General features: G+C 75.5%; 1 protein-coding gene. It reads right to left on the minus strand.

The genetic code is table 11. The features are described from left to right. Nucleotides 1-129: 129 nt before the first annotated feature. Nucleotides 130-576: ComEC/Rec2 family competence protein (locus AC1DQC_RS20075; RefSeq protein WP_477052986.1), on the minus strand; the 447-nt coding region annotated here is incomplete at its 5' end.

Genomic DNA, 576 nt, shown 5'->3' on the forward strand with positions numbered 1-576 from the left:
TCACCGGCAGGTCGTCACCGTTGGCGGAGCCGGCTCGCACCCCCGCGACGATGGCGGCGACGGCTCGTTCGACCAGCAGTTCCTCGTCTCCGAGGACCAGGTGCAGCTGCGCGGGCGGGGTGCTCTGACTCACCGGACGATGGTCCCACGCCGACGGTGGCTGACGGCAGTGGCCCCGCCGCCCGAGCGGCTCACCGCGAGGTCGCCGCTGAGGTCGGTCCGCGCCACCGTCGCGCCCGAGCGCCGGATCTCCTCGAGCACCCCGGGATTGGGGTGCCCGAAGGTGTTGCCGGCGCCCACCGAGACCAGCACCAGACGCGCCCCGACGGCGCGCAGGAACTCCGGCGTGGTGGTGCGCGAACCGTGGTGCGGCAGCTTGAGGACGTCCGCGCGCACCGGCGCGCCGTCCCGCAGCAGGTCCCGCTGGCCGTCCGCCTCGACGTCCCCGGTGAGCAGGACCCGGCCCACGTCGGTGTCCACCGACAGCACCAGGGACTGGTCGTTCGCCGCGTCGGCGCCGTCCGCCGGGTCCCGCGGCACGGGCAGGGTCGGCCCGAGCACCCGCATCGTCAGCCG

The organism is Cellulomonas sp. P4_H12 (genome assembly GCF_056400905.1).